The sequence below is a fragment of the Chloroflexota bacterium genome (assembly GCA_015478725.1).
GTDB lineage: Bacteria > Chloroflexota > Limnocylindria > Limnocylindrales > CSP1-4 > C-114.
This window is the reverse complement of sequence record JADMIG010000001.1, coordinates 435,099-459,314: the sequence shown is the minus strand read 5'-3', so window position 1 is coordinate 459,314 and position 24,216 is coordinate 435,099. Positions and strand designations below refer to the sequence as shown.

At 71.4% G+C, this 24,216-nt stretch carries 25 protein-coding genes; 9 read left to right on the top strand and 16 right to left on the bottom strand.

Annotated elements, in window-relative coordinates:
* Positions 1-267: 267 nt before the first annotated feature.
* The 15 genes from IVW53_02065 to IVW53_01995 form a co-directional block, all read right to left on the bottom strand.
* Positions 268-846 (bottom strand): hypothetical protein, encoded by a 579-nt coding sequence (locus IVW53_02065; protein MBF6604356.1) that lies wholly within the window; start codon positions 844-846, stop codon positions 268-270.
* Positions 843-2,192 carry a GTPase HflX gene (gene hflX, locus IVW53_02060; protein ID MBF6604355.1) on the bottom strand — a complete coding sequence of 450 codons (1,350 nt, stop codon included), beginning with the start codon at positions 2,190-2,192 and terminating at the stop codon, positions 843-845. The genes IVW53_02065 and hflX overlap by 4 nt, the downstream gene beginning before the upstream one ends.
* 32 nt (positions 2,193-2,224) lie before the next feature.
* Complete coding sequence (gene miaA / locus IVW53_02055) at positions 2,225-3,073, bottom strand: tRNA (adenosine(37)-N6)-dimethylallyltransferase MiaA (GenBank protein MBF6604354.1); 849 nt, start codon at positions 3,071-3,073, stop codon at positions 2,225-2,227.
* 149 nt (positions 3,074-3,222) lie between these two features.
* The gene (miaB, locus tag IVW53_02050; GenBank protein ID MBF6604353.1) at positions 3,223-4,839 is read right to left on the bottom strand and encodes a tRNA (N6-isopentenyl adenosine(37)-C2)-methylthiotransferase MiaB; all 1,617 of its coding nucleotides are present in this window, start codon (positions 4,837-4,839) and stop codon (positions 3,223-3,225) included.
* Positions 4,836-5,783: a PHP domain-containing protein gene (locus tag IVW53_02045; GenBank protein MBF6604352.1), complete on the bottom strand. Its 948-nt coding sequence runs from the start codon at positions 5,781-5,783 to the stop codon at positions 4,836-4,838. The genes miaB and IVW53_02045 overlap by 4 nt, the downstream gene beginning before the upstream one ends.
* Before the next feature lie 4 nt (positions 5,784-5,787).
* Entirely contained in the window at positions 5,788-6,567 is a 780-nt protein-coding gene (locus IVW53_02040) for a TIGR00282 family metallophosphoesterase (GenBank protein MBF6604351.1), read from the bottom strand.
* 98 nt (positions 6,568-6,665) lie between these two features.
* A complete protein-coding gene (gene rny, locus IVW53_02035) occupies positions 6,666-8,198 on the bottom strand; it encodes a ribonuclease Y (protein ID MBF6604350.1) in 1,533 nt (510 codons plus the stop codon).
* 180 nt (positions 8,199-8,378) lie between these two features.
* Entirely contained in the window at positions 8,379-9,029 is a 651-nt protein-coding gene (locus IVW53_02030) for a regulatory protein RecX (GenBank protein MBF6604349.1), read from the bottom strand.
* A gap of 10 nt (positions 9,030-9,039) precedes the next feature.
* Entirely contained in the window at positions 9,040-10,104 is a 1,065-nt protein-coding gene (recA, locus tag IVW53_02025; GenBank protein MBF6604348.1) for a recombinase RecA, read from the bottom strand.
* Positions 10,105-10,171: 67 nt separating this feature from the next.
* Positions 10,172-10,333, bottom strand: a complete 162-nt coding sequence (locus IVW53_02020; protein MBF6604347.1) for a hypothetical protein — start codon at positions 10,331-10,333, stop codon at positions 10,172-10,174.
* Between the two features lie 45 nt (positions 10,334-10,378).
* Complete coding sequence (tgt, locus tag IVW53_02015) at positions 10,379-11,512, bottom strand: tRNA guanosine(34) transglycosylase Tgt (protein ID MBF6604346.1); 1,134 nt, start codon at positions 11,510-11,512, stop codon at positions 10,379-10,381.
* Between the two features lie 23 nt (positions 11,513-11,535).
* Positions 11,536-12,636 (bottom strand): Holliday junction branch migration DNA helicase RuvB, encoded by a 1,101-nt coding sequence (gene ruvB / locus IVW53_02010; GenBank protein MBF6604345.1) that lies wholly within the window; start codon positions 12,634-12,636, stop codon positions 11,536-11,538.
* 62 nt (positions 12,637-12,698) lie between these two features.
* A complete protein-coding gene (gene ruvA / locus IVW53_02005) occupies positions 12,699-13,283 on the bottom strand; it encodes a Holliday junction branch migration protein RuvA (protein MBF6604344.1) in 585 nt (194 codons plus the stop codon).
* The gene (gene ruvC / locus IVW53_02000) at positions 13,280-13,900 is read right to left on the bottom strand and encodes a crossover junction endodeoxyribonuclease RuvC (GenBank protein ID MBF6604343.1); all 621 of its coding nucleotides are present in this window, start codon (positions 13,898-13,900) and stop codon (positions 13,280-13,282) included. Before ruvC ends, ruvA begins: the two co-directional genes overlap by 4 nt.
* Before the next feature lie 25 nt (positions 13,901-13,925).
* Positions 13,926-14,678: a YebC/PmpR family DNA-binding transcriptional regulator gene (locus tag IVW53_01995; protein ID MBF6604342.1), complete on the bottom strand. Its 753-nt coding sequence runs from the start codon at positions 14,676-14,678 to the stop codon at positions 13,926-13,928.
* Positions 14,679-14,785: 107 nt separating this feature from the next.
* On the opposite strand from IVW53_01995, the gene IVW53_01990 reads away from it, so the two are divergent.
* Complete coding sequence (locus IVW53_01990) at positions 14,786-16,876, top strand: elongation factor G (protein MBF6604341.1); 2,091 nt, start codon at positions 14,786-14,788, stop codon at positions 16,874-16,876.
* Between the two features lie 6 nt (positions 16,877-16,882).
* On the opposite strand, the gene IVW53_01985 is transcribed toward IVW53_01990, so the two are convergent.
* Positions 16,883-17,620 (bottom strand): 1-(5-phosphoribosyl)-5-[(5-phosphoribosylamino)methylideneamino] imidazole-4-carboxamide isomerase, encoded by a 738-nt coding sequence (locus tag IVW53_01985; GenBank protein MBF6604340.1) that lies wholly within the window; start codon positions 17,618-17,620, stop codon positions 16,883-16,885.
* Positions 17,621-17,720: 100 nt separating this feature from the next.
* On the opposite strand from IVW53_01985, the gene IVW53_01980 reads away from it, so the two are divergent.
* From IVW53_01980 to IVW53_01945, 8 genes are read left to right on the top strand one after another with little or no spacing between them, the layout of a single operon-like run.
* Positions 17,721-18,080 carry a hypothetical protein gene (locus tag IVW53_01980; protein MBF6604339.1) on the top strand — a complete coding sequence of 120 codons (360 nt, stop codon included), beginning with the start codon at positions 17,721-17,723 and terminating at the stop codon, positions 18,078-18,080.
* Complete coding sequence (locus IVW53_01975; GenBank protein MBF6604338.1) at positions 18,077-18,937, top strand: ATP phosphoribosyltransferase; 861 nt, start codon at positions 18,077-18,079, stop codon at positions 18,935-18,937. Before IVW53_01980 ends, IVW53_01975 begins: the two co-directional genes overlap by 4 nt.
* Positions 18,934-20,292, top strand: coding sequence for a histidinol dehydrogenase (hisD, locus tag IVW53_01970; GenBank protein ID MBF6604337.1), 1,359 nt, complete (start codon positions 18,934-18,936; stop codon positions 20,290-20,292). The genes IVW53_01975 and hisD overlap by 4 nt, the downstream gene beginning before the upstream one ends.
* Positions 20,289-21,443, top strand: a complete 1,155-nt coding sequence (locus IVW53_01965) for an aminotransferase class I/II-fold pyridoxal phosphate-dependent enzyme (protein ID MBF6604336.1) — start codon at positions 20,289-20,291, stop codon at positions 21,441-21,443. Before hisD ends, IVW53_01965 begins: the two co-directional genes overlap by 4 nt.
* Positions 21,440-22,066, top strand: a complete 627-nt coding sequence (gene hisB / locus IVW53_01960; protein MBF6604335.1) for an imidazoleglycerol-phosphate dehydratase HisB — start codon at positions 21,440-21,442, stop codon at positions 22,064-22,066. The genes IVW53_01965 and hisB overlap by 4 nt, the downstream gene beginning before the upstream one ends.
* Positions 22,063-22,764, top strand: coding sequence for an imidazole glycerol phosphate synthase subunit HisH (gene hisH, locus IVW53_01955; protein MBF6604334.1), 702 nt, complete (start codon positions 22,063-22,065; stop codon positions 22,762-22,764). The genes hisB and hisH overlap by 4 nt, the downstream gene beginning before the upstream one ends.
* Positions 22,761-23,549 carry an imidazole glycerol phosphate synthase subunit HisF gene (gene hisF, locus IVW53_01950; GenBank protein ID MBF6604333.1) on the top strand — a complete coding sequence of 263 codons (789 nt, stop codon included), beginning with the start codon at positions 22,761-22,763 and terminating at the stop codon, positions 23,547-23,549. Before hisH ends, hisF begins: the two co-directional genes overlap by 4 nt.
* Complete coding sequence (locus tag IVW53_01945) at positions 23,546-24,199, top strand: bifunctional phosphoribosyl-AMP cyclohydrolase/phosphoribosyl-ATP diphosphatase HisIE (GenBank protein MBF6604332.1); 654 nt, start codon at positions 23,546-23,548, stop codon at positions 24,197-24,199. The genes hisF and IVW53_01945 overlap by 4 nt, the downstream gene beginning before the upstream one ends.
* The last annotated feature ends 17 nt before the right edge of the window (positions 24,200-24,216 follow it).

The window sequence follows — 24,216 nt, the reverse complement described above, 5'->3', positions numbered from 1 at the left end:
GCCACCGATGCAAGCACCTGCGGTCTGGTTCCGACGACCCCGGTCCGGAGCTCCGACGCTGATACAAGTACCTGCGCCTTCACTTCGATCCGTCACGGCCCCTTCGGGCAAGACCTACGATATGCGACGGGCGGGACGGCGGTCGAGAGGGTTATCCACGAGTTTCGGGAAAGGTCGAGCGGATTCGACGGCCTTGTCCACGTCCTGTCCACGACGGCCGTCCACATCGGCCTGGCAGCGCCCGCGACTGACGCCGATCGTGGCCCGTCAGGTCTCGAGCGGCCACTCCACCCCGCCATCGAGCACCGGGATCCCGCGCTCGTCGAGCTCGATCGCCCACTCTCGTCGGGCGCCGAGGTCTGCGATCAGCCAGCGTCGCTCGGCGACACGACGGACGAGGCGGCTCGAGATCTGGACGTCGAGGGCGGCGTCGACAACGATGATCGGCACCGTCTCCCCCTCCCCCACGGCGACCGTCCGCGCGAGGCGTTCCACCATCGCCGCGGTGGGGATCGGCGAACCGTCGACATCGATCGCGGACTCCGGACTCCAGCGCACGCTGACCGGGCGGACACCGGCGGCGTAGACGACGTTCCCATGGAGTGTCCGCTCGTCGCCGGAGGGATGCAGGGTGAGCATCCCGGCCGTGGTCGAATACTCGACCCGGAGGGGACGCCCGCCCCGCGTCACCTCGAAGAGAAGCGCCGCGCCGATCCCGGCCGCGGCCGGCGCCACGGACCGCCATCGCCGGCCGCGATCGCCTTCGGCGACGGACCAGAGGAGGAGCGATCCATCCTCGGCGTGGCCGGCGCCGGCCCGCCGAAGCCAGCCACCCGGCGGTGTCATCCGCGTCCGTTGCGCGACGGAAGGTCGGCGTCCAGCGCAGCATCACCGTCGAGCGTCGCGGCCCACCGTTCGGCGACGGACGTGAGCTCTCCGGCGAGGGACGGCGCCATCCGGCCGTGGACCCGGACGTCGCGTTCCCGGTAGTCGAGCTCCACCGTCGCCCGTTCGCGGACCCGGGCAAGCAGTTCGCCGGCGGCGTAGGGGACGGCGACGTCGAGCTCGACCCACAGCGTCGCAAGGAGCGCCGAGAGCTCGGCTCGCAACGCCTCGAGGCCGAAGCCCGACCGGGCACTGATCGCGACCGAACCGCCGACGACTGGCGCCGGCGCGGTGCCGTCGCGGGCCAGTGCCTCGACGAGGTCCACCTTGTTGTAGACGACAAGTCGAGGTTTCTCCCCCGCCCCGAGCTCGGCGAGGACGGCCCGCACCGTGGCCCGATGTTCGATCGCATGGCGGTCGGACGCGTCGACGACCTCGAGGAGGACGTCTGCCCTGGTCACCTCCTCGAGGGTCGCCCGGAACGCGTCGACGAACTGGTGCGGGAGCTTGTGGATGAAGCCGACGGTGTCGGTGACGATGGCCGTCTGGCCCTCTCCGAGGCGGACCTGCCGGCTCGTCGGGTCGAGCGTCGCGAAGAGCCTGTCCTCCGCCTTCGCGACCTCCGAGCCCACGAGGGCGTTGAGGAGCGTCGACTTCCCGGCGTTCGTGTAGCCGACGATGCCGACGGTCGGCCAGAGCCGGCGATCCCGGCCCCGCGCAGCAGTCGAGCGCTGCTGGCGGACCTGCTCGACCCGCTCCTTCATGCGCTTGATCCGATCGCGGATGATCCGCCGGTCCGTCTCGAGCTGGCTCTCACCGGGACCACGCGTCCCGATCCCGCCGCCGGTCCGGCTCAGGTGCGTCCACAGGCGGGTCAGTCGCGGCAGCTGGTACTCGAGCTGGGCGAGCTCGACCTGGAGCCGGCCCTCGTGGGTCTGGGCGTGCTGGGCGAAGATGTCGAGGATGAGCCGGCTCCGGTCGATGACCTTGACATCGAGCAGGCCTTCGAGCGCCTTCTGCTGGGCTGGACTCAGCTCATCGTCGGCGACGAGGAGATCGAACCCGGTCTCGCTCTTCGCGGCGAGGAGCTCCTCCGCCTTGCCGCGGCCGACGTACCAGTTCGGATCGATGTGGCGCCGGTTCTGCCACTCCGCGCCCACGACGACCGCCCCGGCGGTCACGGCGAGGCTGGCAAGCTCGGCGAGCGAGTCCTCTGCGCTCCAGCCACTGTCGTCGCCGGCATCGACGGCGACGAGGAAGGCCTTCTCGGCGGGAGCGGCGACATCGATAAGCTGGCTGCGCGGCATGACGTGAGGATACCCGGCCGTCCGCGGGATGCTCACGAGGGCCCCCGACCGCGCGAGGGTGAACGTTCGATGAGCGTGGCGACGAGCGCGAGACCCGCGGCGAGAGCAGCCGCCGGATCCGACGCGTCGCGCCACTCGACATCTGGCTCGCGACGGAACCACGTCCGCTGTCGTGCGGCGAAGGCGACGTTGCGGCGGGCGTCGAGATCGACCGCCTCCTCCTTCGAGAGGACGCCGTCGAGGACGCCCCACGCCTCTCGATAGCCGATCGCACTGAAGGCCCGGAGCCCGGGCTCGAAGCGCGTCCGGAGGTCGGCCGCCTCGGCGAGGAGTCCGCCCTCGAACTGGCCGCGCGCGCGAGCCGCGATCCAGCGCCGGTGGCGGTCCGTCTCAAGGGCCAGTCCGAGCCAGGCCACGGGTCCCGGATAGCCGCGCGGCGCCGGCAGTGGTCGGTCGCCCTGGAGTGTGGCGATCTCGAGGGCTCGGGCGACCCGGCGCGGATTCCGTGGATCGGTCCGCGCGGCGAGCGTCGGGGCGAGCGCGCTGAGTCGCGCGACCGCCGTGGCGAGCCCGGCCGTGGCGATCGATCGTTCGATCTCCGCGCGGACGCTCGGATCCGCGGGCAGTTCGGCGGTCGGGATACCGCGGGCCACCGCACGGAGGTACAGCCCCGTCCCGCCGACGAGGATCGCGACGCCGCCCCGCGCGGCGATCCCGGCCAGCGCCGCTGTCACGGCATCCACGTAGGTCGAGAGGGAGAACGGCGCATCGGGGTCGACGAGGTCGAGACCGTGGTGACGGATCCGGGCGCGGTCCGCAGCCCCGACCTTCGCCGTTCCGATGTCGAGGCCGCGGTACACCTGGCGCGAGTCCGCGGACACGATCTCGACGCACCCGCCCTGCGCCGTGAGGCGGTCGGCGATGTCGAGCGAGAGCCCGGTCTTGCCGGTCGCCGTCGCACCGACGATGACGAGGAGCGGCGGGGCCGACGTGCGTGAGACCGCCGGCGACGCCTCGGTTCCGGCGGCCGTCAGGTCCGTGTGAGCGACCCCCGCAGCGCGTACGGGCCGGCGTGCTCGATCCGCACCTCGACGATCCGCCCGATGAGCGTGCTGTCGCCGCGAACGTGGACGAGCTTGTTGCCGCGAGTCCGACCGGCGAGCGACGGGTCGCTCTCCTCCGCCCTCCCCTCCCCCGGCGGCTCGTCGTGATCGTGCGACCGTGGTGGCGTGACGCGATCGATGAGGACGTCGAGCGTGCGGCCGACGAGGGCCCGATTGCGCTCCAGCCCGATCGACTCCTGGAGCTCGAGGAGGACGTTGAGGCGGCGTCGCTTCTCCACCGCAGGGACGTCGTCCGCAAGGTGCGCCGCCGGCGTTCCGGGGCGCGGTGAGAAGGCCGCCGCGAAGACCTGGTCGTAGCGGACTCGACGGAGGAGATCGAGTGTCTCCTCGAACTGCAGCTCGGTCTCGCCGCAGAAGCCGACGATGACGTCCGTGCTCACGGCGATGCCCGGGACCGCCGCCCTGATCGCGGCGAGCCGTTCGAGGTAGTGTTCGGTCGTGTACTGCCGGCCCATCCGCCGGAGGACCGGATCCGAGCCGGACTGGACCGGCAGGTGGAGATGCTCGCAGACGGTCGAACACTCGGCGAGCGCGGCGACGAGGCGGTCGGAGAGGTCCCACGGGTGGGAGGTGACGAACCGGAGGCGCGGGATCGCCGGCGCGCCATCGGCGGTCCGCAGGTGATCGATGGTGCGGATGAGCTCGGCGAGATCCGGGCGGCCGTGGAGGTCCACCCGGCGGCCCGTCGTCCGCTCGGTCGCGATGTGGCCGAATCGCGGCTCGGGCGGCAGGTCGTGGCCGTACGAATTGACGTTCTGGCCGAGGAGGGTCACCTCGCGATAACCGGCCGCGGCGAGGGCGCCCGCCTCGGCGACGATGTCGTCGAACGGTCGACTCCGCTCGGGCCCGCGACTGAACGGGACGATGCAGTAGGTGCAGGTCTTGTCGCAGCCGTAGACGATCGGGAGCCAGGCGCTCATCGTCGATCCACGCGCGATCGTGCCCCCGGCGACGGCCGTGGCTCGGGTTGCCGGCAAGCCATCGGCGATCCCCACGAGGGCCTGGCCGACGATGCCGGTGGTCCCGGTCGTGCCGATCGGCGCCTGCGCGGAGGCGAGGCCGAGGCGCTCGAGGAGCTCCGGTTCCTCGTCGGGCCGAAGGAACAGGTCGACCGCCGGATAGCGGCGCGCGAGACCGGCGCGATCCGCCTCGCGGACTGCGCAGCCGGTGAGGACGACCCGAAGTCCGGGGTTCGCGGCCCGCAGCCGCTGGAGGGCGCCCTGGCGGCCGATCACCTTCTGTTCCGCCGCCTCGCGGATGGCGCACGTGTTGATGACGATGAGGTCGGCCGATTCGAGAGACGGTGCCTCGGGGCACCCGGCGCCGAGGAGGCGACCCGCCATCTCCTCCGAGTCGCTCCGATTCATCTGGCAGCCGAGGGTCCAGATGCTGAACGCCGGCAGCGAGAGCGACTCCGGTCGGTATTCGGTGAGCCGCTCGTCGCCGGGCGCGGCGGGCGCCCGCGGCGACGTCGGAACCGGTGGGACCGGGACGTCGAGGACCGGCAGCGCGCGAATGGTCATCGTCCGCCCCACGCAGTGACGGTCCGCGCCTCGTCGATGTAGGCCCGCTCCTCGAGGGCCGCGTGCAACGCGTCGAGATCGTCGACGGGGACCCAGATCGCCGCGTGGGCCTCGGCATATGTCTCACCGTCGCCGTGGAAATCGCTGCCACCGGTCGGAACGAGGCGGAGGGCCGTCGCCACCGCCGCCACGGAGGCGACCGTCTCGGCGTCGTAGCGGCGGTAGTGGACCTCGAGGCCGCCGAGCCCGAGTGCGCGAAGCTCCTCGATCCGGGGTCGGCGCTCCGCCGCGTCCGCCGTGTGGGCGAGGACCGGGAGGCCGCCCGCCGCCCGGATCGCGGCGATCGCAGCGGCCGGCCCGATCCCGTCGCGCGGAACGTAACCCGGCATGCCGGCGCCGACGATCCGCTCGAAGGCGTCCTGGACGCTTCGGGCGTGGCCCTTCGCGACGAGGAGCCGGGCGACCGTCGGCCTGCCGAGCGCCGTCCGCTCGTCCGGTGGCAACGCCGCAACGAGGTCGTCGAGCGGCATCCCGGCGGCTCGCAGTCGATCGAGCGTCCGGACGAACCGTTCGCGTCGACGGTCCCGCTGTGCGGCGAGAATCGCCTCGAATGCGTCGTCGCCCGGGTCGACGCCGAGGCCGAGGACGTGGAGTTCACCGCCCCACCGTGGCCCGCCGCCGTCCACCACGGTGTTGATCTCCAGGCCGGGGACGAGCTCGAATCCCGCCGCCAGGCCCCGTGGATCGGCGAGCAGTTCGCGCGGCGCGGCGAGGTTGTCGTGGTCGGTGATGGCGAGGATCCGCACGCCGGCCGCGGCCGCCGCCCGGACGAGCTCCGCCGGCTCCACGGTCCCATCGGACCGCGTCGTGTGGCTGTGGAGATCGACGAGCGACGGCCGGGGTGGAACGACCGGCGTTCCGCGATCGTGACGGCTGCGGACCACGGCCTCAGACCTCGACGAGGCGCTGGACCCGCTCGATCGCGAGGGCGCGCCCGGTCGCCGGGTCGATGTCGATCTGCGTGGCATTGAAGATCACCGCTCCGTCGCCGACCTCGAACCGGGTCGGGAGGGCGTTGATGAACCGCGGCAGGACCGTCGAGGGGGCGAAGCCGATGACGCTCCACAGCGGGCCGGTCATCCCCAGGTCCGTCTGGTAGGCCGTGCCGCCCGGGAGGATCCGCTCATCGCCGGTGACGACGTGGGTATGCGTCCCGACGACCGCGCTCACCCGGCCGTCGAGATACAGCCCGAGGGCGTTCTTCTCGGAGGTGAGCTCGCAGTGAAAGTCGACGAGGCGGATCGGCGGGAGCGGTTCGGAGGCGCCGTCGAGAAGATCGTCGGCATCGGTGAACGGGTTCTCGATCTGCGCCATGTACGTCCGCCCCTGGAGGTTGATCACGGCGATCTCCGAGCCGTCGAGCCCGGCGTGGGTCACCCAGCCCCGACCGGGCACATCGTGCGTTCCGTAATTGTGTGGCCGGAGGATCCGATCGCTGCGCTCGAGGACCGGGTAGATCTCCTTCTTGTCCCAGATGTGATTGCCGGAGGTGATGACGTCCACCCCGGCGCCGAGAAGCGCCTCGGCGGTCGATGCGGTCAGGCCCATGCCGCCCGCGACGTTCTCGCCGTTGGCCGTGACGAAGTCGACCCCCCGCTCGGTTCGGAGGTCCGGCAGGGTGGCCTCGACGGCGAGGCGTCCGGGCTTGCCGATGATGTCGCCGATCATGAGGACCCGACACGCCCCGTGCGGCCGGGGCAGGCCCGCGTTCGCCGGGTTGCCGAGGACGGTCCGGCCAACCTGGACCGTCCTGCCGGGCGGCGGTGCTACTTCGCGTACTCCACGGCCCGCGTCTCGCGGATGACCGTCACCCTGATCTGACCTGGATAGGTGAGCGTCTCCTCGATCTTGCGGACGATGTCGCGGGCGAGGCGCATCGACGCCAGATCGTCGATCTCCTCAGGTCGAACGAGGATGCGGACCTCGCGACCCGCCTGGACCGCGAACGAGCGCTCGACACCGGCGAAGCTCGCGGCGATCGCCTGGAGATCCTCAAGCCGCTTCACGTAGGTATCCATCGCCTCACCCCGCGCGCCCGGCCGCGAGGCGCTGATCGCATCCGCGATCTGCACGATCGGGGCCTCGATACAGGCGTATTCGACTTCCTGGTGGTGAGCGGCGATGCCGTTGACGACCTTCATCGGCAGGTTGTGTCGCTGCGCGATCTGGGCGCCGATCGCCGCGTGGGGACCCTCGACCTCATGGTCGACCGCCTTGCCGATGTCGTGGAGGAGGCCGCCCATCTTCGCGATCTGGATGTCGGCCCCCACCTCGGCCGCGATGATCGCCGCCAGACGGCTCGTCTCGACGACGTGGTTGAGGACGTTCTGGCCGTAGCTCGTGCGGTATTTGAGGCGCCCGAGGAGCTTGACGATCTCCGGCGGGAGACCCGGGACGCCCGCCTCGTAGGCCGCCTGTTCGCCGGCCTGGCGGATCACGAGATCGACCTCCGCCCGGGCCTTGGCGACGACCTCCTCGATGCGTCCGGGGTGGATCCGGCCGTCGCTGACGAGTTTCGTGATGGCGATCCGGGCGATCTCGCGGCGGACCGGGTCGAAGCCCGAGATGACGACCGTCTCGGGCGTGTCGTCGATGATGAGGTCGACGCCCGTCGCCTGTTCGAGCGCCCGGATGTTGCGGCCCTCACGACCGATGATCCGGCCCTTCATCTCGTCGCTCGGGAGGTGGATGACGCTCACCGTGTGCTCGGCCGTATGGTCGGCGGCGATCCGTTGTATGGCCGTGACGATGACATCACGGGCCTTGTCCTGGGCCTCGTCTCGAGCGGCCCGTTCGATCGCCCGGGCGATGCGGACGGCGTCATGCTCGGCCTCCTCGCGGACTGCATCGAGCAGGATGGCCTTGGCGTCCTCACCGGACATGCCGCTCACTCGTTCGAGCGCGGCAACCTGCTCGGCGTGCGCGCGGGCGACCTCCTCCCGCGCGCGCTCGATCTCGCGCTCGCGATCGATGAGCTTGCGATCGCGCTGCTCGAGCATGTCGCCGCGCTGGTCGAGCTGGTCGTCGCGCTGGAGGAGCCGGCGTTCGAGGTTGGCGAGCTCGGAGCGTTTCGCTCGCGCCTCGTCCTCCGCCTCGCGCTGGAGTCGAAGCTTCTCGTCCTTCGCCTCGAGGATGAGATCCTTCTGCTGGTTGTACGCCTTCTCGATGATGAGTGCGGCCTTCTCCTCGGCCTGCTTCATGCGGGCGCTCGCGCGCATGCCCCGAAGGACGAATCCAGCGGCAGCGCCGGCGCCGACGGCCACGACGGCCACGGCGGCGGCGACGGTCAGATCAACCATCGATCCGGTCCTCCCATCCGACGGATCACGCCGGACGCGTCAAAACGGTTCAGGTCGGACCCGTTCGTGGGCAGCTCGCCGTCGCCGGCGAGACCGGGGATCGGGTCCCCGTGGCCATGAACGAGTCGCGATGGGCACTCCGCGTCACCCGAGGTGACGCACGATCCTCTGCCGCGTAGCCTAGGGCCCGTCGGACGGAGGGTCAAACCGGGTCACTGGCGTCGCGACGTCCCCGAGTTCGCGATCGACATGGCGGGCGGCCACGCGGGCGCTCACGGACGGATCGAACCCGTTCCGCGCCAGCAGCGCATACGCCCGCTGGCGGCGCACCCGGACGTCCGGGATCCGATCGAGGGTGCGAGACCTGCGCTCGAGCAGTCGCGCCGCCGCGGCCTCGTCCGCTGAGCGCTCCTCAGGCTCGGCAGACCCGCCACCGGACGGCGGGTCCGCGTCCCCGCTCCTTCGGTCGGCGAGGATCGCATCCGCGACATCGCGCCCGACGCCCTTCTGTCCGAGCTCCGCCCGGAGCGCCCGCTCGCCGCGCGGGCGGGCCCGATCGCGGGACTCGACCCAGGCCCGCGCGAAGGACGCGTCGTCGAGATAGCCGAGATCCAGGAGCCGCCCGACCGCGCCCTCGATGAGCGGACTTGGATAGCCGGCCGTGCGGAGACGGCGGCGTACCTCCGCGACCGAGCGCGGGCGGGTCTCGAGGAACCGCACCGCGGCAGCGAGGACGATCTCCGGGTCTGTCTCCTCCGTCCTGAGGGCGCGCCGTTCGGTCGGCGAGGGCCGCTGCCGTCGCTCGCTGCCCGGACCGTCGCGGCCGCTCATCGCGGAGCGGTCACTCGGCCTCTTCGATCCCCTCGACCGGGACCGTGACGGTCGACATCTTCGTCCGGATCTGCCGTTCGACCTCGGCGACGATCTCCGCGTTCGCCTTGAGGAATTCCTTCGCCGCCTCACGACCCTGCCCGAGGCGAGACTCGCCGAACGTGAACCACGCGCCGGTCTTCGTCACGACGTCCATCGCCACACCGACATCGAGGAGGCCCCCTTCCCGGGAGATGCCCTCGCCGTACATGACGTCGAACTCCGCGACGCGGAAGGGCGGTGCCACCTTGTTCTTCACGACCTTCACTCGGACGCGGTTGCCGATCGACTCGGTGCCCGACTTGATCGTCTCGATGCGCCGGATGTCGAGCCGAACGCTCGCGTAGAACTTCAGCGCCCGTCCGCCTGGCGTGATCTCCGGATTGCCGAACATCACCCCGATCTTCTCGCGGAGCTGATTCGTGAACACCAGGGCGGTGTTGCTCCTCGAGACGGCGCCGGTGAGCTTGCGAAGTGCCTGACTCATGAGGCGGGCCTGGATGCCGACGAAGCTGTCGCCCATCTCGCCCTCGATCTCCGCGCGCGGCACGAGTGCGGCGACCGAGTCGAGGACGACGCAGTCGATCCCGCCCGAGCGGATGAGTGTCTCCGTGATCTCGAGCGCCTGCTCCCCGGTGTCCGGCTGGCTCACGAGGAGCTCGTCGACGTTGACACCGCACGCCCGCGCGTAGCCCGGGTCGAGGGCATGTTCGACGTCGATGAAGGCGACGACGCCGCCCCGACGCTGCGCCTCGGCGAGGACATGCTGGCAGACCGTCGTCTTCCCGGACGACTCCGGGCCGAAGATCTCCGTGATCCGCCCGCGCGGGATGCCGCCGACACCGAGCGCAAGGTCAAGGGCGATCGATCCGGTCGGGATCGTGTCGACCTGCTGCCGTTCGGCCGAGCCGAGCTTCATGATCGAACCGCGACCGAACTGCTTCTCGATCGCGAGGATCGCTGCATCCACGGCTCGCCCGCGTTCGGCCGTCGCTCGATCGAGGGTCCGTTCGTCCACGCCGCGCTCGCCTGTCATCGCCATCGTGATCCTCGCTCCTGTGGTGTCCCGGCGGGTGATCGCCGACGGCGGTGCGGCCGTTTGCTCAGCTCTCGTCCGACTCCTCGCGCGGCGTCCGCGGCTTCCGCTCCTTGCGGATGAGCTCGACGTTCTGCGGTGGCTCGAGGAGCGGTTGGAGCTTCTGCTTCGCGCCGCTGTCCTTCGGCTTCTTCTTCGCTTCCCTGGAGGGGCGATCTCGTGAACCCATCTGCTGCTCCTCCACATCGGCTGCTGGATGGTACGGACGGGGCATTCACGCGGACTGCACCGCGACTTCACTGCCGCTCATCCTGCCGGCGCGCAGCCGAAGCTCGGGGAGTGCCGCCGGGAAGGTGCCGGATCTGAGCGCGGTGCGGATCCTCGCGAGGAAGTCTAGGGTGAAGGTGAGGTTGTGACAAGTCGCGAGGCGGTAGGCGAGGAGCTCGCGGGCCCGGAAGAGATGGGCGAGGTAGGCGCGTGAGAAGCCGCGACAGGCGAGGCACGGACAGTCCGCCTGGACCGGCTCCGGGTCGTCGAGGTAGCGGGCGTTCCGGATGTTGAGGTGACCGCCGGGGACCCACAGCTGGCCGTTCCGGGCGACGCGCGCGGGGAGGACCGAATCGAACAGGTCAACGCCGCGGTGGACCGCCTCGAGGATGTCCGCCGGCGACCCGAGGCCCATGAGGTAGCGCGGCCGGGGATCCGCGGCGAGCAGGTCGACCGTGATATCGAGCGTCGCCTCGCGCTGTTCGGCCGTCTCGTCGCCGGCGAGCCCGCCGATGCACAGGCCGTCGAACGGCAGGCCTGCGATCGCCGCCACGGAAGCCGCCCGAAGGTCGGGTTCCAGTCCACCCTGGACGATCCCGAAGAGCGCCTGGTCCGCTCGATCGTGGGCTCGATACGATCGCTCGGCCCAGCGGGCGGTCCGTTCTGTCGCCTCGGCGACGACCGGGCGCGGCGAGGACGGCGGCACCGGCTGATCGAAGGCGACGGCGACGTCCGCACCGAGCGCCTGCTGGACGCCGATCGCGAGCTCCGGGGTGAACCGGTGGACCGACCCATCGAGGTGACTGCGGAACGTCACCCCGTCGTCGTCGACGATCCGCAGGTCGCCGAGCGAGACGACCTGGAAGCCGCCCGAGTCGGTGAGGATCGGGCGGTCCCACGCCATGAACCGATGGAGGCCGCCGAGGCGGGCGATCCGTTCGTGGCCGGGGCGGAGATACAGGTGGTAGGTGTTCGCGAGGACGATCGATGCACCGACCTCGACGAGATCCGCCGGGTGGAGGCCCTTCACCGTCGCGTTCGTTCCGACCGGCATGAACTGCGGGCTCTCGACGATGCCGTGCGGGAGGCTGAGTCGCCCGAGGCGGGCGCGCGTCGTGCCGTCCGTCGGCGGTGGGACGATGACATCGAACCGTGCCGCGCCGGTCACGCGTCCCCGTCCCGTACCACGGCTTCATCTACGACCGACCCATCCCACAGCGACGAGATCCCCGGCTCGGGTCGCCGGGGTGGCGGGATCTCGTAGCCGAGCGACGCGAGATGCTGGCGCGCCGCCTCCGTCGCGATCCTGCCCTGGGGAGTGCGATCGATGAAGGCGAGCCGGAGGAGGAACGGCTCGTAGACGTCCTCGATCGTCTCGACCTCCTCGGACAGGACCGCCGCCAGGGCCTGCACGCCGACCGGTCCGGATCCGAACTTCTGGATGATCGCGGAGAGGAGCTTGCGGTCGGTGGAATCGAGGCCCTCCTCGTCGATCTCCATCCGGCGCATGGCCTCCTCCGCCGAAGCCCTCGTGACGGCGCCGGTGCCGTGGACCTGGGCGTGATCGCGGACACGCTTGAGGAGCCGATTGACGATCCGCGGCGTCCCGCGCCCGCGTCGTGCGATGGCGGCCGAGGCGTCCGGAGCGATCTCCACGCCGAGGATCCCGGCCGACCGCACGACGATCGCGGTCAGGTCCGTCTCGTCGTAGAAGTCGAGCCGGTACGTGGCCCCGAAGCGGTCGCGGAGCGGAGCGCTGATACGGCCGGCCCGCGTCGTCGCGCCGACGACGGTGAACGGCTTGAGGCTGAGCCGCAGCGATCGGGCGGAGGGCCCCTTGCCGATCATGACGTCCAGGGCGTAGTCCTCCATCGCCGGATAGAGGATCTCCTCGACGGCCCGATTGAGCCGATGGATCTCGTCGATGAAGAGGACGTCGCGCTCGTCGAGCGCGGTGAGGATCGCCGCCAGATCTCCGGCACGCTCGATCGCCGGCCCACTGGTGTAGCGGATGTTCACCCCGAGCTCTCGGGCGACGATCGTCGCGAGGGTCGTCTTGCCGAGGCCCGGCGGTCCGTAGAGGAGCACATGGTCCGCCGCCTCTCCCCTGCCGCGTGCCGCAGTGAGGAGGATCGAGAGGTTGCCTTTCACCTCGCGTTGGCCGATGTACTCGCCGAGCGTGTGGGGCCGGAGTGAGCCCTCGACGGCGAGATCCGCCTCGTCGAGGAGCTGTGCGGCGAGGACCTGCGACGCGTCGTCCGTCATCCCGGCGAGGATATCACGGCCCGCGTCATTTAGCACGTCCGTTCTAAGCCCGGCGGCCGGCCTCAGTCGCGGAGCAGGGTCCGCAGGGCGGCCTTCACGCGATCCTCGAGACTGTCGCCGTTCGTGAGATCCGCGCCGGCGGCGCGGGAAGCCTCGCGGGCCTCGATCGCGGAATAGCCGAGCGCCTGGAGCGCCGCGACCACCTCCGTCTCGCCGCCGCCCGTACCGCCGCCTGCGGCGGTCCCCGCAGCGGCGACCTTCTCCTTGAGTTCGAAGACGACCCGTTCGGCGAGCTTCCTGCCGATCCCGGGTATGGCGGTGAGGGCGGCCTGATCCTGCTGGAGGATGGCGAGCTGGAGGTCCGCGACCGGCCGACTGCCGACGATCGCGAGGGCGACTTTCGGACCCACGCCGGTGACGGTGAGGAGGAGGTGGAAGAAGCCGAGCTCCTCGGAGGTCGCGAATCCGAACAGCGCCTGGCGGTCCTCCGCGACGAGGTGATGCGTGTGGAGTCGGAGCCGCGCACCCGGGCGTGCGGCGACGAGAACAGCCGGAGCCGCGTACACCCGGTAGCCGACGCCCCCGACGTCGATGACGACGGAATCGAGGCCGACCGTCCCGACGATCCCCTCGACGGAGGCGATCACCGTCCGCCGTTCCGTCCTGATCTGGACGCGGCGGCGATCCGTTCGGCACCGAGCGCCTCTCGGACGGCACGCTCGTACGGGGTGCTCCCACCGGCGAGCGGCGCGACCGCGGCCCGGTCGAGGACCGCCGACTGGAGCATCTCACCGGCGCGCTCCCGGTTCGCCGCCCAGATCGCGATGGCGAGCGCGTCCGCCGCGTCGTCGGGTCGCGGCGGTGCGTCGAGCCCGAGGATGATCGCGACCATCCGCGCGACCTGCTCCTTGTCGGCACCGCCGTGGCCGGCCACGGCCGACTTCACCTCGCTCGGCGTGGCCTCGCGGACCGCCACATCCGCCTCCGCCGCTGCGAGCAGGACCACACCGCGTGCCTGGCCCACGGCGAAGGCCGTCTGTGCGTTCCGGCTGAAGAAGAGCCGCTCGACGGCAAGGAGCGCCGGTCGGTGGGTCGCGATGAGATCGCGGACGGCCGTATGGATCTGGAGGAGGCGTTCCGGCAGCGGGTCGGACGGGCTCGTCGAGATGCAGCCGTCGTCGACCGCGCGAAGGCGACCGCCCGTCCGCTCCACGACGCCGTAGCCGAGGGCGGCGGTGCCAGGGTCGATGCCGAGGACGATCATCGCGGCGACCCCACGGCGGCGACCGTCACCCGGCGACCTCGGCGAAGACTTCCTCCGGAATGTCGAAGTTCGCGGTCACCCGCTGGACGTCCTCGAGATCCTCGAGCTCCTCGACGAGCCGGAGGGCCTGGCGCGCCTTCGAGGCGTCGAGCTCGACGGTCTGCCGGGCGATCATGGCCGACTCGGCCTGGTCCACCGGGATCCCTGCCCCGTCGAGGGCGCGCCGGACAGCCTCGAGGTCGCCCGGGTCCGTGTAGATCTCGAGCGGGTCCGCCTCCGTGTCGACGTCCGCCGCCCCGGCGTCGATCGCGGCGAGGACGACCGCGTCCGCGTCGATCCCCGAGGAGCGGGCGACGGTGATGAGCCCGCGTGCCTCGAACTGCCAGGCGACGGCGCCCGACGCGGCGAGCTGGCCGCCCGACTTGGCGAACCGGGAGCGGACTTCGGCCGCCGTCCGGTTCCGGTTGTCCGTCGCTGCTTCGACGAGGATCGCCACGCCGCCGGGGCCGTAGCCCTCGTAGACGATCTCCTCGAACTGGTCACTCTCCCCGGCCCCCGCCGCGCGCTCGATCGCCCGCTTGATGTTGTCCGCCGGCATGTTGACGGAGCGTGCCTTCTCGATCGCGAGGCGAAGCCGAAAATTGCCGTCTGGATCGCCGCCACCGGCCCGGGCCGCGATCGCGATCTCCCGGGCGACCTTGGTGAAGACCGCGCCGCGCTTGACGTCATTGACGCCCTTCTGGCGCTTGATCTGAGACCACTTGGAGTGACCGGACATCGCCCGGGAGTATACGCGACTATGATGCTCGGACGGCCTCGCCCGCCCCTGCACGCGTCCCCGCACCGTCCCCCTCCACCGCCCACCACGAGAGGACAGACGAGTCGATGACGACGAAGAGCGTTGACCTCCCCCACCTTCGGAGCGTCGTCCTCGCCGGACACGCCGGCTCCGGCAAGACGACGCTCGCGGAACAGCTCCTCTTCCGCACCGGAGCGACGCAGCGGCTCGGTCGGGTCGACGACGGGACGAGCACGCTCGACCACGAGCCGGAGGAGCAGAAGCGCCACGAATCGCTGTCCCTGGCCGTCGCCACCCTCGACGACGATGGGACCCGGGTGACCCTCATCGACACGCCCGGCTATCCGGATCTCGTCGCCGAGGTGATCGAGGGGTTCGCCGGCGTCGACGGGGCGCTTTTCGTCATGGACGCCTCCGGCGGCGTCGACTCCGGCCTCGAGAGTGCGGTCGCGCTCGGCCGATCGACAGGTCGTGCCGCCTGCTTCTTCATCAACAAGTGCGATCGCGAGAACGCGGATCCCAGCGCGGCGCTCGACGCCCTGCGGACGACATTCGGGACGAAGGTCGCCCCGCTCCAGCTGGCGATCGGCAGCGGAGATGGCTTCGCCGGCTACGTCGACCTGGTCCACCGGCGGGCGTGGCACTGGGATGGCAGCCAGGAGGTCGAGATCCCCGTCCCCGAGGGGCTCGCCGCGGAGGTCGCGAGGCGGCGCGATCAGCTCCTCGAGGCGGCCGCCGAGGCGGACGATGACGTCCTGGCGAAGTACCTCGAGGGTGAGGAAGTCAGCGACCCGGAGCTCGAGGCGTGCCTGCGGAAGGGCGTGAAGGAGTCCATCCTCGCCCCTGTCCTTGTCGGGAGCGCTGTCAGGGGGATCGGGCTCCGCGGTCTCCTCGATGCGTTCGTCCGCTACCTGCCCTCGCCGACCGACGAGGGTCCGGCGACCGCTCGCGAACCGAAGTCCGGGGATGCCGTGAGCGTTCCCCCCGATCCGGCGGGACCATTGCTCGCCCGCGTCTTCAAGACGGCCGCCGACCCCTTTGTCGGGCGCCTCACCTACCTCCGGGTGCTGTCGGGGACGATCCACTCGCAGGGCCACGCGTGGAACGCCGGGCGCGGCGAGGACGAGCGAATCGGCCAGCTCCTGCTCATCCACGGCAAGGACCAGGAGCCCGTGGGCGAGCTCAAGGCCGGCGAGATCGGCGCCGTCGCGAAACTGTCCGTCACCGCGACCGGCGATACCCTCTCGAGCCGCGAGCATCCGTTGCTCCTCGACCCGCTCGTTTTTCCCGAGCCGACCCTCCCGGTGGCGATCGAACCGCAGACCAAGGCCGACCTCGACAAGATGGGTGCCGCCCTGAACCGGATGCTCGAGGAGGAGCCGTGCGTCCGCCTCGAGCGGAGCGCGACGGGCGAGCAGCTCCTCGTCGCGACCGGCGAGGCCCATATCGCGGTGATCGCGGAACGGCTCAAGCGGAAGTTCGGGGCGACGATCGTCACGCGCACCCCGCGGGTCCCGTATCGGGAGACGATCCGGGGACGGACCCAGGTCGAGGGCAAGTACAAGAAGCAGACCGGCGGCCACGGGATGTTCGGGCACGTCTGGCTCGAGATCGAACCGAACCCGGGCGGCGGCGTCGAGTTCGCCGAGAAGGTCGTCGGCGGGTCCGTGCCGAAGGGCTTCTTCCCGGGGGTCGAGAAGGGTGTCCGGGAAGCCGCGGCCGAAGGCGTCATCGCCGGCTATCCGCTATCCGATTTCAGGGCCACCCTCTACGACGGCTCGTTCCACACGGTCGACAGCAACGAGCTCTCATTCAAGATCGCGGCGTCGATGGCGCTCAGGAAGGGCGTCCTCGACTGTCGGCCGGCCCTCCTCGAGCCGATCATGTCCGTCGAGGTCCGGGTCCCGGAGCGGTACATGGGTGACGTGAACCGCGATCTCAACACGCGGCGCGGACGCGTCCTCGGCATGGACGCCGGAGGAGACGGGCTGCAGGTCGTGGCCGCCCACGTCCCGCAGGCGGAGCTCTTCAGCTACGCGACGGAGCTCCGATCGCTGACCCACGGTCGGGGCAGCTTCAGGGCCACCCTGGACCACTACGAGGAGGTCCCGGCGACCGTCGCCGACAAGATCGTCGAGGCGCACCGCCGGCACGTCGAGGCTGCCGGCGGGCACTGAGCGTCCTCAGAACGCTTGGATCGCGGTGATCGCCTCGTCGAGGCGGATCCTGCCTTCGTAGACTGCGCGTCCGACGATCGCGCCGCGACAGCCGATGGCCCGGACCGCCCGGAGGTCGTCGAGCGACGCGATCCCTCCCGAGGCGACAATCGCTCCCCGGTCGAGCAGCACGAGGCGGGCGAGAAGCCCGAGATCCGGTCCCTCGAGCAGACCGTCTCGCTCGATGGCGGTGACGACGAACGTCTCCACGCCGGCACCGGCCAACCGTCGGAGAGCGTCGTCGACGGCGGCGCCGTCCGCTCCCGAGCGCCATGCCTCGCCGATCGCGACGCCGTCGCGAACATCGAGTGCGACCGCGATGGCGTCCGGTCCATGCGCCTCGACGATCCGTGTGCCGAACGACGGATCCCGGAGGGCTGCGGTACCCACGACCACGCGGCTCGCGCCGGAGTCCAGGGCCGAGCCCACGGCCGCCTCCGTCCGCAGTCCGCCGGCGACCTGGATCCGCGCCCGTCCGGCGACAGCATCGATGACAGAGCGGATCGCGGCGACCTGCATCGGCTCCCCCGACCGCGCCCCGTCGAGGTCCACGACGTGGATCCACCGCGCTCCCTCGGCCACGAACGCCCGGCCGATCGTCGCGGGGTCACCGGGATACACAGTCGCCCGATCGAAGTCTCCTTGGCGAAGCCGAACCACCGCCCCACCGCCGAGATCGATCGCCGCATAGAGCTCGAATGGCATCGTTGACGCGGCACCCCTTGACGTGTTAGCGTGCTACTACGTTAGCACAGTAGCATGCTGGCATGTCAGCATGCGGTTCGGTCCAGATCCAGGAGCACCGATGACCACCGGCGACGAGCTCACCCGCCGCGCTTCGACAGCGGACGGGGACGATCTGACGGCGCTCTACGAAGCGATCCTCGGTCTCGACGATGTCGAGGGGGCCGCCCGATTCTTTCGCGACCTCTGCACGGTCGGCGAGCTCCACGACATGGCGCAGCGGTGGGCCGTCGTGCGGCTCCTGGACGCGCGCCTTCATTACGCCGAGATCTCCCGGCTCACCGGAGCGAGCACCGCGACGATCACCCGGATCGCCTCGTGGCTCCACCACGGCGAGGATGGCTACCGGGCGGCGCTCGAGCGACTCGCTGCGACCGCTCGCGACAGCTCGCGTCCGTACCCCCCGGCCGCCGAGCGATGAGGGAGCGTCTGCGGCTGGCGATCCCGAACAAGGGTCGCCTGGTCGAGCCGACCCTGGCCCTCCTCCACGACGCCGGGCTCGTGTTCGAGGAGCACGACCGGAGCCTCGTGGCACGGGTCCAGAACCTTCCCCTCGACGTCCTCTTCGTCCGGACGAACGACATCATCGAGTTCGTCGGCGACGGTGTGGCCGACCTCGGGATCACCGGCCAGGACCTGCTCGCGGAGGCCGGGGCGGAGTTGCCGGTCCTTCGCGCGCTGGGATATGGCCGCTGCCGCCTCGCCGCAGCCGTTCCCTCGGACGCGCCGCAGCGGACGGTGGAGGATCTCGCCGGGCTGCGGGTCGCGACCGCCCACCCGGAGACGACCCGACGCTACTTCGCCGCGCGCCGCATCGCCGTCGACATCATCCCGATCTCCGGCGCCGTCGAGGTCGCGCCCCGTCTCGGGCTCGCCGAGGCGATCGTCGACCTGGTGTCCACGGGCTCGACGCTCGCGATGAACGGCCTCCGCCCGATCGGCGACGTCCTCGCCTCCGAGGCGCTGCTCGTGGCCGATCCCGCCGCCCTGGAGGCACGGCCCGCAGAGCTCGGGGCCATCGATACCATGCTGGCCGCGGTCATCGCCGCGCGCGACAAGAAGTACCTCATGATGAACGCGCCGGCGAGCCACCTTCCCGAGCTCGAGGCGATCCTGCCCGGCCTCGAGAGCCCCTCCGTGATCCCGCTCGCCCATGCCGGCATGATCGCGATCCACGCAGTCGTCGACGCGGATGCCGTGTGGGGCCTGCTGCCCCGTCTCAAGATGGCGGGCGCCTCCGGGATCCTCGTCCTGCCCATCGAGAAGATCGTCCCGTGACCGCGTCGTCGCCGATCCGCCTGGAGCGGCTCGACCTGGCCGCGGCTGCGACCGATCCGACCGTCGTGGCGCGGCGGGACGCCCTCGTGCGCCGCGGCGCGGTCCCCGATCGGGCCGTCAGGTCGGCCGCCCGGGCGATCCTCGACGATGTCCGTCTCCGGGGCGACGTGGCCGTCCGCGAGGCGAACGCTCGCCACGGAGGTGGGCTGCCGGATGGCCGGTTGACGCTCGATCGGAACGAGCTCCTCGCCGCGCGCGATGCCCTCCCCCGCCCCGTCCGGGCGGGACTCGAGACGATGATCGCCAACCTCATGCGCTTCGCGACGACCCAGCGACCCGCCACGGTCCGGACCACGATCGTGCCCGGCATCGAGATCGAACGTCGCTGGGTCCCCCTCGCTCGGGCCGGCGCATACGTTCCCGGCGGAACGGCGGCCTACCCGAGCTCGCTCCTCATGTGTGCGATCCCGGCGAAGGTCGCCGGGGTGGGCGCATTCGTCGTCGCCTCGCCTGCCGATCGGGACGGCCGGCTCGATGCGACGCTCCTCGGCGCTGCCGGCCTTGTCGACGTCGACGCCTTCGTCGTCGCCGGTGGCGCCCAGGCTATCGGTGCCCTCGCCTGCGGCCTGAAGGACGAAGGTCTCGCGCCCGTCGACCGGATCGTGGGGCCGGGCAACGCGTGGGTCACTGCGGCCAAGCTCGAGATCTTCGGGGAAGTCGGGATCGACCTTCCGGCCGGGCCGTCGGAGGTGCTCGTCCTCGCCGACGGCACCGCCGACCCGGAGTACGTCGCGGCGGATCTTCTCAGCCAGGCGGAGCATGGACCGGACTCGCCGGCGCTCCTCGTGACGGCCGACCCCGCGTTCGCCGCCGCCGTCGAGGAGGCGATCGGTCGCCGGCTCGTGAGTGCGGGCCGACGGGAGATTCTCGAGCGAAGCCTCGCCGCGGCCGGCCTCATCGTCCTCGCGCCCGATCTCGATACGGCCATCGCATTCGTCGACGCGTACGCGCCGGAACACCTGACGGTCGTCGTCGAGGACGTCGAGGATGCGGTCGCCCGGATCCGCAACGCCGGCTCGGTGTTCGTGGGACGGTACGCGCCGGAGAGCGCCGGGGACTACGCGTCGGGGGCAAACCACGTCCTCCCCACGGGCGGCCTCGCGCGGAGCTCCGGAGCCCTCGCTGTCGAGGCCTTCGGCAAGTTCATCCAGGTCCAGCGCATCGATCGCCAGGGCCTCGCCGCGATCCGGGAAGCGGTCGGGACGATCGCGGCCGCCGAGGGCCTCGTCGCCCATCGCGATGCGGTGGAGATCCGCTTCGCCGACGCCGTCGGAGTCCCGGGAGCCGCCGGATGAGCCCGACCGCCGTGACGATGACGATGCCGACAGCACCCCCCAGTTACTCGTGGGAAGCGACGAGTGAGGAGGTCGCCGCGCGGTACGGGCTGCCGCTCACGGCGATCGTGCGCTTCGATCTCAACACCGCCCCGGAGCCGCCGTCGCTCGCGGCGTCCGTCATCGCCGCCGGCCGGTTCGAGCCCGGGTTGTCCGAGTACCCGCCGGCCGACTATCGGCGCCTTGCCGAAGCGGCGGCCCTTCGGTACGGCGTCCGTCCCGACGAGATCGTCGTGGGGGCGGGCGCGGACGAGATCCTCGACCTCGTCGCCAAAGCCTGCCTCCGGCCCGGCTCGGTCGCCGTCATCCCGACACCGACGTACGCGATGTACCGCGTCCTCACCGAGCAGCGTGGCGCGACCGTCCGGCGCGTCCCCCGCCTCGGCCCGGACGACGGGTTTGCCCTCGACCTTCCCGCGGTCCGGTCCGCCGCGCGTGCGGCCGACCTCGTCTGGCTCTGCAGCCCGAACAATCCGACGGCCCTGCCCGAGCCCGACGGGGGGATCGCCGGTCTGCTGGCGACCCTCCGCGACGACGCCCGGAGATCCGATCGCCCGGCCCCCATCGTCGTCCTCGATGAGGCGTACGCCGAGTTCGTCGGTTCGAGTCTCGTCGGGCTCCGCGCCGACTACCCCCGACTCATCGTCGTCCGCACAGCGAGCAAGGCGTACGGCCTCGCGGGACTGCGCGTCGGCTTCGCCATCGGCGTCCGCGAGACGCTCGCCGAGATCGAACCGTATCGGCCTCCCGGTTCGGTCTCGGTCGTCTCTGTCACCGTCGTGACCGCCGCTCTCGAGGCGGACGGCTGGCTCGGCCCGCGGGTAGCCGCGATGCACGCCGAACGCGAACGCCTGAGCGCTGGCCTGGCGGACGCGGGCGGGCTCGTCCTGCCGAGCGTGACGAACTTCGTGCTCGTGCGATTCGCCTCTCCGTCCGCGACGGCGGCCGTCGCCGAGGCGCTCCTTCGGCGTGGCCTCGTCCCGCGGACGTTCGGACGGGGGCATCCACTCGCCGATCACCTCCGGATCACCGTCCGCTCGCGCGAACAGGACGATCGACTCCTCGAGGCGGTCCGCGGGCAACGGGTCGCCGCCCCGGGCGGGACGACATGACGAGCCCCATCGGGCAGCTCGTCGTCGACGTGGGCGCTCCGCGTACCGCCGCGGTCAGCCGCGAGACGCGCGAGACGCGTGTCTCCGTCCGGCTCGACCTCGACGGGTCCGGCCTCGCTTCCATCGCGACCGGCGTGGGCTTCTACGACCATCTCCTCGGGTCCCTCGCCCACCATGGCCTCTTCGATCTCGACATCCGGGCGGACGGCGACCTCCACGTCGACGAGCACCACACGGTCGAGGACGTCGCCCTCGTGCTCGGGGCGGCCTTCGCGGCGGCGCTTGGTGAACGGACGGGGATCGTCCGTTTCGGCGAGGCGTCGGTCCCGATGGACGAGGCGCTCGCCACCGCGATCGTCGATCTCGGTGGACGGCCGTACGCTGTCGTCGATCTGGAGTTCCGCGGCGAGCGAGTCGGCGGACTTCCGCTCCAGCTCGTCGACCACGCGCTCGAGGCGTTCGCGAGGACCGCCGGCGCGACGCTCCACCTGCGAGGCTCGGGACGCAACGACCACCACCTCGCCGAGGCCGCCTTCAAGGCACTCGGCCGATCCCTCCGCGGCGCCTGCGCGGTCGATCCGCGACGATCCGGTGTCGCCTCCACGAAGGGGACGCCCGGATGACGATCGCGCTCGGAGGGTCGCCCGACCGGGCGGATCCGGCCGAGACGGCCGTCGCGGTCGCAATCGTGGACCACGGGGCCGGCAACCTCGTGAGCATCGCCCAGGCGCTCGAAATCGTCGGCGCACGCCCTGTTCTCGCCGCAACGCCGGAGGAGCTCGAGCAGGCGGACCTCGTGGTGCTGCCGGGCGTCGGCGCCGCCGCGCCGGCGATGGCCCGTCTCGAGGAACGCGGCCTCGCCGATCCGCTCCGCGACTGGATCGCCGCCGACCGTCCGTTCCTCGGCATCTGTCTCGGTCTCCAGCTCCTGTTCGAGACGAGCGACGAGGACGGCGCCACGACCCTCGGCGTGTTCGCCGGTCGAACGGTCCCCCTCCTCGCCGCGCCGACGCTCCCGCACATCGGATGGAACCAGGTGGAGCGACGGCGCGAGCACCCGATCTTCGAGGGCATGGCGGATGGGGTGGATCTGTACTTCGTCCACTCCTACGTGGTGCGGCCCGCGCCTGAGGAGACCGATATCGTGCTCGCCGAGACCGAGCATGGCGAGCGCTTCGTCAGCGCGGTCGCCCGTGGCCGATGCCTCGGCGTCCAGTTCCATCCCGAACGGAGCGGCCTCGACGGCCTGCGGCTGCTCGAGAACGTCGTTCGACTCGCCGCCGCGAGTCGAAACCGGACCGCAGCCCTCGGGGTCGCCTGATGCTCCGACGGCGGATCATCCCGTGCCTCGACGTGGCGAACGGTCGAGTCGTCAAGGGCACCCGCTTCATCGATCTCGTCGACGAGGGCGACCCGCCCGAGCTGGCCGAGCGGTACGCCCGCGAGGGCGTGGATGAGCTGGTGTTCCTCGACATCGCCGCCGCGCCGGAAGGGCGTTCGACCCTCCTCGGCATCGTCGAGCGGACGGCCCGGCGTGCGTTCATCCCGCTGACGGTCGGCGGCGGCGTGCGATCCGTCGACGAGATGGGCGCCGTGCTGCGAGCCGGTGCGGACAAGGTCGCACTCAACACCGCCGCGGTCCGGGATCCGCGACTCATCCGGGCGTGCGCGGATCGCTACGGGGTCCAGGCGGTCGTCGTGGCGATCGACGCCCGACGGCGCGGTCCGGGTCCGGAGGCGGGCTGGGAGGTCGTCGTCGTCGGCGGGCGGGAACCCACCGGGCGAGACGCGGTCGCGTGGGCGCGCGAGGCCGTGGCATCCGGGGCGGGCGAGCTCCTTGTCACCTCGATCGACCGCGACGGCACGCAGGGCGGCTACGACCTCGAGCTCCTGCGAGCGGTGACCTCGGCCGTCCGCGTGCCCGTCATCGCCTCCGGCGGTGCCGCGGGCCCCGACGACCTCATCGCGGCGATCGTGACCGGCGGCGCGGACGCCGTCCTCGCCGCGAGCATGTTCCACCGCCGGATCCACTCGATCGCCGCCGTCAAGGCGAGCCTCGCCGCGGCGGGACTCCCGATCCGGCGCGTCATGGAGGGCCCGACGTGACGCCGTCCTATGGCCCGGACGGACTCGCGCCGGCGATCGTCCAGGACGCGGCCGACGGGCGCGTCCTCATGCTCGGCTATGTCGACGCCGAGGCGCTCGCGGCCACCCTCGCGACGGGCGAAGTCCATTTCCATTCGCGATCGCGCGGTCGGCTCTGGCGCAAGGGCGAGACCAGCGGCAACACGCTCCGTCTCCGCGATCTCTCCCTCGACTGCGACGAGGACGCCATCCTCCTCACCGTGGATCCGGCCGGCCCGACCTGTCATCGCGGGACGCGGAGCTGCTTCGATGCCGCGGCGACGGTCGACGAGCCGCAGGGCGTGCCAACGGCGCAGGGGTTCGCCTGGCTCGAGACGCTGTGGCGAACGGTCGACGAGCGGACTCGATCGCGGCCGCTCGGTTCCTACACGGGCTCGCTACTCGCGGGCGGGGTGGACGCCGTCGGTCGGAAGGTCGTCGAGGAGGCGACCGAGGTCCTCATCGCGGCGAAGGACGATGCCGCCGCGGAACCCGGCACACGCTCCGCGACGCGGACTGCGCTCGCCGGCGAGACGGCGGACCTGCTCTACCACGCGCTCGTCCTCCTCGCCGAGCGGGGACTCCCGCCGACGGAGGTCATCGACGTGCTCCGGTCACGCCACCGCGCCTGACCCGCGCCCCGGCCGTG

Excerpts from the sequence above, each read along its gene's own strand:
- IVW53_02065 (MBF6604356.1), bottom strand. The coding sequence starts at position 846 with ATGACACCGCCGGGTGGCTGGCTTCGGCGGGCCGGCGCCGGCCACGCC.
- hflX (MBF6604355.1), bottom strand. The coding sequence starts at position 2,192 with ATGCCGCGCAGCCAGCTTATCGATGTCGCCGCTCCCGCCGAGAAGGCC.
- miaB (MBF6604353.1), bottom strand. The coding sequence starts at position 4,839 with ATGACCATTCGCGCGCTGCCGGTCCTCGACGTCCCGGTCCCACCGGTT.
- IVW53_02040 (MBF6604351.1), bottom strand. The coding sequence starts at position 6,567 with ATGATCGGCGACATCATCGGCAAGCCCGGACGCCTCGCCGTCGAGGCC.
- rny (MBF6604350.1), bottom strand. The coding sequence starts at position 8,198 with ATGGTTGATCTGACCGTCGCCGCCGCCGTGGCCGTCGTGGCCGTCGGC.
- IVW53_02030 (MBF6604349.1), bottom strand. The coding sequence starts at position 9,029 with ATGAGCGGCCGCGACGGTCCGGGCAGCGAGCGACGGCAGCGGCCCTCG.
- recA (MBF6604348.1), bottom strand. The coding sequence starts at position 10,104 with ATGACAGGCGAGCGCGGCGTGGACGAACGGACCCTCGATCGAGCGACG.
- IVW53_02020 (MBF6604347.1), bottom strand. The coding sequence starts at position 10,333 with ATGGGTTCACGAGATCGCCCCTCCAGGGAAGCGAAGAAGAAGCCGAAG.
- ruvB (MBF6604345.1), bottom strand. The coding sequence starts at position 12,636 with ATGACGGACGACGCGTCGCAGGTCCTCGCCGCACAGCTCCTCGACGAG.
- ruvC (MBF6604343.1), bottom strand. The coding sequence starts at position 13,900 with ATGATCGTCCTCGGCATCGACCCTGGCACCGCCGCCCTCGGCTACGGC.
- IVW53_01995 (MBF6604342.1), bottom strand. The coding sequence starts at position 14,678 with ATGTCCGGTCACTCCAAGTGGTCTCAGATCAAGCGCCAGAAGGGCGTC.
- IVW53_01990 (MBF6604341.1), top strand. The coding sequence starts at position 14,786 with ATGACGACGAAGAGCGTTGACCTCCCCCACCTTCGGAGCGTCGTCCTC.
- IVW53_01985 (MBF6604340.1), bottom strand. The coding sequence starts at position 17,620 with ATGCCATTCGAGCTCTATGCGGCGATCGATCTCGGCGGTGGGGCGGTG.
- IVW53_01980 (MBF6604339.1), top strand. The coding sequence starts at position 17,721 with ATGACCACCGGCGACGAGCTCACCCGCCGCGCTTCGACAGCGGACGGG.
- IVW53_01975 (MBF6604338.1), top strand. The coding sequence starts at position 18,077 with ATGAGGGAGCGTCTGCGGCTGGCGATCCCGAACAAGGGTCGCCTGGTC.
- IVW53_01965 (MBF6604336.1), top strand. The coding sequence starts at position 20,289 with ATGAGCCCGACCGCCGTGACGATGACGATGCCGACAGCACCCCCCAGT.
- hisB (MBF6604335.1), top strand. The coding sequence starts at position 21,440 with ATGACGAGCCCCATCGGGCAGCTCGTCGTCGACGTGGGCGCTCCGCGT.
- hisH (MBF6604334.1), top strand. The coding sequence starts at position 22,063 with ATGACGATCGCGCTCGGAGGGTCGCCCGACCGGGCGGATCCGGCCGAG.